An 8192-nucleotide genomic window follows, 5' to 3' on the forward strand; every position below is an offset into this window, starting at 1 on the left:
CATGCCCGATGGCAGTGTAAAGCAGGCGTTCGCAGAGGCGACCCGGCGCATTGCACTGGCGGAGCTTGTGCCGCTGCGTCCGGTGACCGATGCGATGCGCCGGACGCGCAAATTCTCGCAGATCGTGGCGTCTGTACGTGAGATTGGCATGGTCGAGCCGCTTGTTGTTGCGCCAGATCGCCAGTCGCCAGGCCGCTTCGTGGTTCTAGACGGGCACATGCGCCTGGAGGTGTTGCGTGAGCTTGGGGAGGCCGAAGCACTCTGTCTGCTTGCGACGGAGGATGAGGGCTATACGTATAACAATCGCATCAATCGTCTCGCGATCATTCAGGAACACAAGATGATCCTGAAGGCGATTGAACGGGGCGTATCCGAGGAGCGGCTGGCTGCTGTCCTCGACGTCAATCCCGACCATATCCGGCGCAAGCGCCGCCTCCTCGACGGGATCTGTGACGAGGCCGCAGCCCTCCTTGAAGACAAGCACATCTCGATCAATAGCTTCGATGCTCTGAGAAAAATGCGCCCCGAGCGGCAGGTCGAGGCGGCCGAGCTCATGGTCGCGATGAACAAGTTTACAATTTCGTATGCCAGGACACTGCTTGCGGCGACGCCCGAGGCTCAGCTCGCCCCGGGCAAGCGGCGGCCAAAGCCACGCGGCGTGACCGAGGAACAGCTTGCGCTAATGCAGCGCGAGTCGGCGAATCTTGATCGGGAATTCAAACTAATCGAGGAGAACTATGGCGCCGATCATCTCGATCTGGTGCTGGCGCGGGGCTATTTGGCGCGACTGATCGGAAACGAGCGGGTCGCGCGCTACCTAGACCGCCGTCACAAGGAAATTCTGATGGAATTCGTAGATATCGCGGGACGACAGGCGACGGCCGCCTGAATTCGGACAGACCTGCTGTCCGCGGGGACCCGGACCCATCAAGCGCGGGGACCACGGGAGACGCTGCACTGTGAGGCAGATCAAGCGTGGTGGCGGGAAAGGCGGCGAACCCGTCCTGAGCCCGCCAGGCTGGAAATCATAGGCCAGCCGCGTGTGCTTCGGCGCACGATGTCGGGGCGTGCTGGATCGCTTGGGCCGTCTATATGATCTGGCACGCCCGCCGGCCCCTGTGATCATTAGGAGTTGCCACGGGCCATAAAACCTATGAGTGTTGATCCGAGACACTACCTAGATGATGCTTAGAGCCGTATTTGCTAGCATCGCGTTGTCGCTTGCGCTTCATTGCGCGCCGGTACTTGCGCAGCGGCTTTCAGACGATGCCATTCGAAAACTGATGATCGAAGAGAGTCTCGCCGGGTACCGAGGAAGCTGCCCGTGTCCCGAATTCAGGGCAGCGAATGGAAGCCGTTGCGGTGCCCGAAGTGCCTATTCAAAGAGAGTCGGCGGCGGGTTGCTATGCTATCCAACGGACATCTCGCCTGAGATGCTCCAAGCCTACAAAAAGAAGCATGGCATGTTGTGATCTCCGAATCTTCCCATTTTGCCCAGATTTCTGGCGTCAGCCGCTCGAATACAACTGTCGCGTGCGACTAGAGCGTTGCCTTTCACACTATCCTACGCGAAGTTAAGCTAATGGAGTGCGGCACGACGAGGCCGCGCAAATGGGGGCAGTTCTTGAAGTTGAGTGGTCAGGCGCAATGAGCGTGTTTGATCGCGTCCGCGCGTTGGTCCGCCCTGAGGTGGATCGTACCTATACGGCCGACATCAAACCCTTAATGGATTTCTCAACTCTGGACTTGGAGAAGATCCGGACAGATCTCGCTATTGCTAAGCGCGGTTCAGAGCGCGGGAGCCAAAACGAGCCACCTTCGAGTGCCAGCAGTCTGGACGAGGTCGAGCTTGATATTGTCGATTCCATCTCGTCTCTTCGGAATGAAGCATTCGAGAATTACCATAAGCAGACGTCGGCCTATGACGGCCGCCTTGCCAGACTCGACTTGCGGACGATCGTTCCTGAAATCAAGACGATGCTCCATGACGCAGAGGCGGACTTCGGAGCTGAAGTCACGAAGGACACAAACTACGTCTTCGCAAAAAAGCAGGAAGTGACAGAAGCCGAAGAGGCCTACAAATTATTTCGATCTAGAAACAAGCTTGAGAAGCTTCCTGAGCTCGAGAAGAACCCAGCGCTCGCATTTGCGATTCTTCTGTCGATCTTCGTCGTAGAGACTATCGCCAATTCAGGCTTTTTCAGTGCCACTCATCCTGGCGGTCTGCTCGGCGCCATCTTCGAGGCCGCTGCCATTTCGGTGATAAATCTCGCGGTAGGTTTTCTTTTGGGTATCGTTGCATTGCGATACATTCGATTGCCGTCCGCAGTATGGCGCCTATCGATGACACTGCTGGCGATCACCCTTATTTCATTGGCAGTCGTATTCAACTTCTTCGCGGCCCACTATCGTGACGCGTTTGCGCTGGTGTCACCTGAAGCAGACGATTTCATGCTGAGAGCGTCGCGTATGGCGCTAGCCAACCTCGTGTCCAAGAAATACGAGCTGGTCGGTTTTCAGTCCTATCTCATGGTGTTGGTCGGCTTACTGGTCGTGACCTACGCGACCTACAAGGGGATGACCTGGGTCGATCCTTATCCTGGATATGGCGTTGTTTACCGTCGATATCTCTTGCGGCGGCACGAATATCTCCGACTGGTAGATGAGCTCGTTCGGAATTTGCAGAATCGCAAGGATCAGGCCGTTGCCGAATTGCGCGAGTCGATCACTGATATTCGACGCCGTGATGAGGAATATGGCGTTGTCATTTCAGAGCGTAGCCGGCTGACCCATCGCTACAATGCCTATCTCGATAGCTTAGAGCGGGCATCGGAGGCTCTGGTGGCTGGATACCGCGAAGCCAATCGTAAGGCTCGTTCTGAGCCGCCCCCTAAGACCTTTGAGCAGCCATGGCGACCCGGCTGGTCCAAGGAAACAGTCCTGGGCGACACTAGCAAAGAAGAGCGCAAGGCCGCGATTGAGGAGCTGCTCACGGCGATCGCATCGTCGCAGACGGAGCTCCTTGAGGCTTTCAACGCTGCATTGAAAGAATACGAAAGGCTACGCGACTTCGGTGGTCCCGTAGTGGGAAATGTCGCTGCGCGGGCCTAATCGCAATTCAGCACGCCGGGAAGCGGCGTCGCTCGGTCCGCGCGGCGGCTGGATTACGCCCGTTAGCGTTGCCGTCATTGTGATGCTCATTGGCCTAGTGGGCGCGGCGTTCTGGTTTTCCCAGACCGAGAAGGCCGAGCGGATTGAGCTTAATGCGGCGGACCTTTGCCCTAAGGACACCGCGCGAAATCCGCCCTCCGTTTACGTGGTCCTCGTTGATCAGACAGACCCTCTGGAGGAACTGGCCCGTGTTTCGGTAGCAAATGAAGTATTGCAGTTGCTGAAGTCGGAGCTTGAGGGGGAAAGCGACGTCGCTGCCAAGCGGAATGCGAGAGTAGAGGTCTGGACCTTTACGGCCGGCGCCCCGAACGCCGCCAATATGTATCGCGTGGGCAATGTTCAGCTGGTACTCGCCAAGTCCCTGAGCATTTGCAATCCCGGCGCGCCCGCTAAATGGGATCACCTCTATCGGAATGTGGACGTGGTTCGCCGGCAACATGCACGCTTCTATGCATCGTTGAAGGATATCGTTGAGCAAAGCCTCGCTTTTAAGGAAGCGCCGCGATCACCGATCATTGAGGCGCTATTCGGCATAGGCGCCAAGGTCTTTACTACCCCAGAGCTTGCCGCCGCGGGAAAGCATCTGATTCTGGTCTCAGATCTCGTTCAGGGCACTCAAACGGTGGACTTCTTTCAGTCTGGTTACAAACCCGACTACCCAGCCTGGCGGAGGACCACTGCTGGTCGCCAGACCCTGCCTGAATTGGCGAAGGTAGATGTGACCGCGATCATGATCCCGGGTTCTCGGCCGGATTTGCAAACCGAAGGTCTGATCGGGTTTTGGACGAAGCTATTCGATGCAGCCGGCGCTACTCCGAAGTTCATAAAGAAGCCCTAGAGCGCGACCATGACTGAAACCAAAACCTTAGACCGGAAGCTTGCCATTCGTGAGCGGTGGCGCCTCTTTCTGGATCGAGGGGTACTTGCGCTCTTTCTCGTTGCGGGAAGCTTACTTGTCATTGGCCTCAAGCAGGCGGCGTTGCCTCTGCCGATACGTATCGGCGTGCCGATCGCGCTCATACTTCTCTATGCGGCTTTGACTTTGTCCCGAACGCGGTTTCGCCTGCGCTACGACCAAGCTGGCGACAACTGCTACTATATGGGTTTCATTTTTACGCTCGTGTCGCTGGGAGTCGCGCTCTACCAAATCCAGACCGATCTCGGCATGCAAGAGTACGGCATATCGATCGTCAAAGACTTTGGCTTGGCGCTCAGCACAACAATCACGGGCATCATTTGTCGCGTTTCACTCAGCCAACTTCGTGAAGATGCACACGATATCGAGGAGGCTTCCCGCCGTGAACTGATCGAGCATTCGCGCGCCCTCAGCGGGCAGCTCCGGGCCTCGGTCAGTATGATCGCCGAGTTACGACAACAGACCGAGGAGCGCCTTAAGAATTACGTGTTTGAGATGGCTCAAGTCGTCAAAGAGCATGAGGCTCGAGCGGTCGATCTAAAGAACTCGACGAGTAAATTGGTCGAAAGCGTAAAAGAGCTGGCAGCAGATCTTGCTTCGTCGGCAATTCCCACTGGAAAACTGCGTGAAGAGACAGCGCAGACATTGAATGCGATCTCACTCCTGACCGAGACGCTGCAACGCGCCAATACGGCTCTTAGCCAAATAGAAGTCGCCACTGGCCGCGTAACTGACAGCTACGACAAGACCTCGACGGCGGGCCTCAATGTGGCCGCCCACGAGACCAAGGTTGCCGAAAGCATGGCGGCAGGTGCGATTGCAGTGCGCCAATTGTCAGAGGCCACGGTAAAGCTGAATGAATCGCTTCACCTCGCGTCGTCTGGCGCGCAGGCCTACAAAGCGATGGCCGACGAAGTCCGCAATGTTACGGAGGCACTGAAGTCGGCCGCGAGAAGTGTCGCTAGTTCTAATTCGAGCCTTAGTGCGGCCGGGGCGAGCCTCGCCACACAGTTTGAGACCGTAGAGCGTCTTGCCCGTAGCCTCGGTGAGCAGGCCCAAGCGTTGGCTGTAAGTCACGCCCGTCTTCAGCAAGCCGACACGCAGCCGGCGGCCGTCGCGGCGCAATAGTTGTAGAGGGGTCATATGTCCATTCGGCTCGATGGTCAGGCCTATAGGCGCGGAGTTGTCTTCGGCTTTACTGTTGCTGAGGTGGTTCTGCTCTTGGTCTTCTGCCTGCTCCTACTTTTTATGCCAGTACTCTTGTCTGAGACCTCGAGGCGAACCTCGACGGCGTCGGCCGCCTGGAACTCAACCGCAGACGCCACCAAATCCGCAGCGAAATCTATTGACGATAACAGCGCCCCGTCAAAGGTCGGCAGTCCAAGCGATTCACAACGTCAAGCCAGTCGCGAACCCAAGCCACGCCTGCCAGAAGACTGGAAGGTGCTGGTGCCAGAAGGAGCGGGGCAGGGGCGCGAGGAGGGCCCAAATGGACCTCGTGACACCAAGATGGCGCCCCCGACTGGCCAGCCGATGCCCGGGCTCACATTAGACGGGATCTGTCGCAAGCTGGGTATTCCCGTACCCAAGTGCACTGCCGCAAATGCTGAGGAGCTGCTCCACAATGCTGGCAAGCACAACTGGCCGCCGATAATTCCGCTCAAAGAAGCGGACGGCTACTACTTTGTCGTTGGTAGTGCTGAACCCTCTTCTGATTTCCGTGACAAGCTCATAAGTGCTGTGATTCCGGAAATCATGAAATACGCAGCGCAATTCCAGACGGACGTTATTGAAGTCGTTGGCCACACAGACGAGCAGCCAATTAAAGGGCTCAGCTCCAATATCGACACGACAATGTTTGATGTGCTGCTAAGGGGTGAGTCTGCGGCGAAGATGGGCGTCGCCGACAACGCTGGATTGGGCTTCGCGCGCGCCGCAGCAATCGTCCAAGTGCTAAGGCAGGACAATCGCTTGTCCAAGATGACCGTGCTGCCTCTATCAGCCGCACAAGTAGTAGATATCAATGGAAAATTAGCCGACGGTACGAGCAATGGTGACGTTAAACAGCGCCGGCGTATCGAGATCCGACTAAGGCAAAGTGACCCGGCTGCTCCCCGTTAATCTGGCAATGGCCCTTCGAGTAAAAGTCGCCGCAATAGCTCTTCTAGGCGGCCTGTTGCTTTCAGGTGAAGCCTGTGCCTGGGGTGATATGGGTCACAAGATCATTTGCGAATTGGCGTCGCGCCTGGTGACGCAGCAAACGCACACTAAAATTGAGCAGATGATTCGCGCCGATGGTGAGTTCTCTTCCTTTTCAGAAGCCTGCACATGGGCGGATCAACCACGCAAACGGGCTGGAGAGCATTTCCTAAATCTGCCCCGCAATTCTATGGGGCTGAGCGCTGAGAATTGTGACGGTGCGAGTGAATGCGTGGTGACCGCAATTGATAAAGATTTCGCGGCGTTAGCGGCAAAGACCACAGATGCACAAAGTCGAGTGACTTCCCTCAAATTTCTTGGACATTGGGTAGGGGACGTTCACCAGCCGCTGCACGTTTCATTTGCCGATGATCGTGGCGGCAACGAAATCAAGACGACGGGCGAGTGCGGCCCAAATTTGCATGCGATTTGGGACACCTGCCTCGTGGATCGGGCAGTGGGCGCCGATGTTGACGCTGCGGCGAGTAAGCTTCTTTCAGAAGTTACACCTCAGCAGCGGCGCCAATGGGCTGGCGGTACAGCTAAGGATTGGGCCAACGAAGCGTTCGCTATAGCTAGACGTCAAGAAACACAGTACTGCGAACAGCAAGGCGATTCGTTCTGCGTTCGGCGGGCAGCCAGTGTTACGATTGACTCGGCTTATGTGGCGGTGAACTCGTCAGTTGTGCGAGAGCAATTATTGAAAGCGGCGGTCCGGCTCGCTCGGCTCCTCGATCGCGCTTTGTCGCCATAGCATCTGGCGACATGGCGTGCCTGAAGTGCCGTCCCGACGAGAAATTCCACCCTCAAGAAGGCTCTGGGACTAGGCGAATTTCGTCCTCCCTGCCTTCCCCTTCAAGTACACCGTTGATGACGATTGCGTAGTAAGCTGACCCGCCTGGTAGCCTCGGCAGAGATAGCCAAATACCCACGCCGTACTTAAAGACACCATTCTGCCTAGTTAGATGTTTAAGCTTCTCAAGATCAGTGGCGTTGACTGATTTGGGGCGAGTGATTCGAGATTTAACTTCGCATGCCAGGAGATTGGGGCCCTCGTGCCCGCGTTTGTGAAGTAGAAGGTCAATTCTTCGACGCGTATTGCCAACGACCTTCGCCGCGCCATCAGCCATCTGGTCATATTCGATGTCGACTCGAATGCCTCGTCGCTCTAGGCGGCGGACGAACAGGTGTCGCGAAAGGCAAATCCCAAGGCGACCCGAGAGAGCTCGCTCGTGCGCGCGCTGCCTTCCTACGTACGGAGATTCATTCACTACCGAACGAGCGGCGGCCAACAATGCGTCGACCAGTTTCTGTTGCTATTCAGAAAGATTGCCACCGGTAGGCAAGGTTGGGCATTTCCCGATTAGTATGGTTCAGGGACGAAATTAGTTGGAAAGCTCTCGGGCGCGTAGCTGGCGAGTTCCGAATTGCGATCGATAGCTGACTGGTGAATACAAGGCAAAGCCCCATCATCATCAGGGCCGATCCGCCGAGGTTCGGCCCGAGGCAAATAAAATCCTCCTAGAGCTCGTCGAGGCCACTCCTGCCATTTCACCGCTTTGGGGATCCATTCAAGTGGCAGCCACCCTCTTGTAAGCGATTGGTGAATTGGCCCCAGCGCGTTGGGCTTAATGTATGGGTTCTTTTGCTCGAAAATGGGCTTGCCATCGACGACGACGCGCATGGCCTGAGCTGCTGCCGGTTTGGTGGACGGCTTGTTAAGCTAATCCCACCTTCCGCTCGAACTCAAGCGGGCTGAGATACCCGATCGTGGAGTGACGTCTGGCGGCGTTGTAGAAGCGCTCGATATAGTCGAACACATCTGCCCTGGCCTCATTCCTGGTGCGATAGGTTTTGCGTGCTGTGCGTTCGGTCTTCAGTGACGAGAAGAAGCTCTCCATGGCGG

The 8192-nt window shown here is 56.6% G+C and carries 7 protein-coding genes; 6 read left to right on the plus strand and 1 reads right to left on the minus strand.

Annotated features, from left to right (window positions below; translation table 11 throughout):
* The first annotated feature begins 1 nt into the window (after position 1).
* From B5D62_RS32310 to B5D62_RS32335, 6 genes are all read left to right on the plus strand, one after another.
* On the plus strand, positions 2-889 hold the full coding sequence (locus B5D62_RS32310) for a plasmid partitioning protein RepB C-terminal domain-containing protein (RefSeq protein ID WP_085938223.1): 888 nt from the start codon (positions 2-4) through the stop codon (positions 887-889).
* A gap of 722 nt (positions 890-1611) precedes the next feature.
* The gene (locus tag B5D62_RS32315) at positions 1612-3111 is read left to right on the plus strand and encodes a hypothetical protein (protein WP_085938224.1); all 1500 of its coding nucleotides are present in this window, start codon (positions 1612-1614) and stop codon (positions 3109-3111) included.
* A complete protein-coding gene (locus tag B5D62_RS32320; protein WP_139374212.1) occupies positions 3092-4009 on the plus strand; it encodes a hypothetical protein in 918 nt (305 codons plus the stop codon). The genes B5D62_RS32315 and B5D62_RS32320 overlap by 20 nt, the downstream gene beginning before the upstream one ends.
* A gap of 9 nt (positions 4010-4018) precedes the next feature.
* On the plus strand, positions 4019-5215 hold the full coding sequence (locus tag B5D62_RS32325; RefSeq protein ID WP_085938226.1) for a phage tail tape measure protein: 1197 nt from the start codon (positions 4019-4021) through the stop codon (positions 5213-5215).
* 15 nt (positions 5216-5230) lie between these two features.
* Entirely contained in the window at positions 5231-6208 is a 978-nt protein-coding gene (locus B5D62_RS33175; protein ID WP_139374213.1) for a hypothetical protein, read from the plus strand.
* A complete protein-coding gene (locus tag B5D62_RS32335; RefSeq protein ID WP_139374214.1) occupies positions 6186-7040 on the plus strand; it encodes a S1/P1 nuclease in 855 nt (284 codons plus the stop codon). Before B5D62_RS33175 ends, B5D62_RS32335 begins: the two co-directional genes overlap by 23 nt.
* 964 nt (positions 7041-8004) lie before the next feature.
* Here B5D62_RS32335 and B5D62_RS32340 read toward each other — a convergent pair.
* The coding region (locus B5D62_RS32340; protein ID WP_139374215.1) for an IS3 family transposase at positions 8005-8192 on the minus strand (188 nt) is incomplete at its 5' end.

The organism is Enhydrobacter aerosaccus, assembly GCF_900167455.1.
Taxonomy (GTDB): domain Bacteria; phylum Pseudomonadota; class Alphaproteobacteria; order Reyranellales; family Reyranellaceae; genus Reyranella; species Reyranella aerosaccus.

Excerpts from the sequence above, each read along its gene's own strand:
- B5D62_RS33175 (WP_139374213.1), top strand. The coding sequence starts at position 5,231 with ATGTCCATTCGGCTCGATGGTCAGGCCTATAGGCGCGGAGTTGTCTTC.
- B5D62_RS32310 (WP_085938223.1), top strand. The coding sequence starts at position 2 with ATGCCCGATGGCAGTGTAAAGCAGGCGTTCGCAGAGGCGACCCGGCGC.
- B5D62_RS32315 (WP_085938224.1), top strand. The coding sequence starts at position 1,612 with ATGGGGGCAGTTCTTGAAGTTGAGTGGTCAGGCGCAATGAGCGTGTTT.
- B5D62_RS32325 (WP_085938226.1), top strand. The coding sequence starts at position 4,019 with ATGACTGAAACCAAAACCTTAGACCGGAAGCTTGCCATTCGTGAGCGG.
- B5D62_RS32320 (WP_139374212.1), top strand. The coding sequence starts at position 3,092 with ATGTCGCTGCGCGGGCCTAATCGCAATTCAGCACGCCGGGAAGCGGCG.